Here is a 989-nt window from a genome sequence, read left to right on the forward strand (position 1 = left end):
CAAAGTGTCCATTTCGCGCAAAATCAGCCACGGGTCTTCATCGTCTTGACACACGAGAGCGAGCTGCGGAACGTACTCCGAGTATCCATCATAGCCGGTGAGGTAGTTCATATTATTCTCGTTCATGACAAGCAGCGCATCCATTCCGCGCGCCGCCATTTGCTTTCGCAGCCGAGCAGTGCGCTCGCGGTATTCCTGCTGACTAAATGCAGGTACGCGTTCCTGTTGCCTAGAGGTGGGCATGAGCAGCTTTCTCCTATCTTGGTAAATGTCGATCGCAGGAGGCGATCAATTGGTTTTGCTTTCTTCAAGTGCGCCTTTGAATCCGATCGTACTTGGCTAAGTGGGCAGCCTAGGTCGACCCGTTCGAGGGAGTCAGGTACCGGTCCGATGCGGAGGCGTCGGCAATCCAATCCATCAGCCCCTTGCTAAGGCTGCGCGGGACAAGGAGGTCGCATTCGAACCCGCTCCTGCGCAGCAGCAGCACCGGCATATGATCGAGGCCCGTCTGGATTGCCCGTCCATCTCCCAGTGTCTCCCAATCCGCCGCGACACACCGCTCCGGCACCTGTTTGAGGCCCCTGCCAGACAGCCGGAGCCGAATCCTGCCCTCGCCGAGCGGGAGTGTGCAGCCGAATTCCGCGTCGACGTCGATCACAGGCGGCGGGCCGTCGCAAAGCAGCCAAAACCGGCGCGGCGCGATCCGAATGACGAGCCTATCGTCATGACGAGCAGTGTCGCCGACCTTGTTCGGCAAAGGCTCGCCCAGTATCCTATTCAGTACCACCTCAAATTTTGCCATTGCGCCGTCCCAACCCTCGAATTGCAGGATCGAGCAGTCATAGGCCGCCATCTCAAACCCGCCCATGTTCGAACCATCAGCCATGGAGTCGCTCACCCTTCGGGTCGAGGAAAATAGGCGAGACTATCCGGGCTCGAACCGTCTGGCCCTTCATGGGATAGGCAGCGACGATCTCAGCGCCCTCCTC

General features: G+C 58.9%; 2 protein-coding genes. Both read right to left on the minus strand.

Annotation, left to right across the window (positions count from 1 at the left end; all coding sequences use genetic code 11):
* Positions 1–243: aminopeptidase P family N-terminal domain-containing protein (locus EN780_RS35105; protein ID WP_189557041.1), on the minus strand; the 243-nt coding region annotated here is incomplete at its 3' end.
* Positions 244–352: 109 nt separating this feature from the next.
* Positions 353–886, minus strand: coding sequence for a sarcosine oxidase subunit gamma (locus EN780_RS35110; protein ID WP_128276531.1), 534 nt, complete (start codon positions 884–886; stop codon positions 353–355).
* Positions 887–989 lie beyond the last annotated feature (103 nt).

This window comes from Mesorhizobium sp. M4B.F.Ca.ET.089.01.1.1 (assembly GCF_004022605.1).
Taxonomy (GTDB): domain Bacteria; phylum Pseudomonadota; class Alphaproteobacteria; order Rhizobiales; family Rhizobiaceae; genus Mesorhizobium; species Mesorhizobium abyssinicae.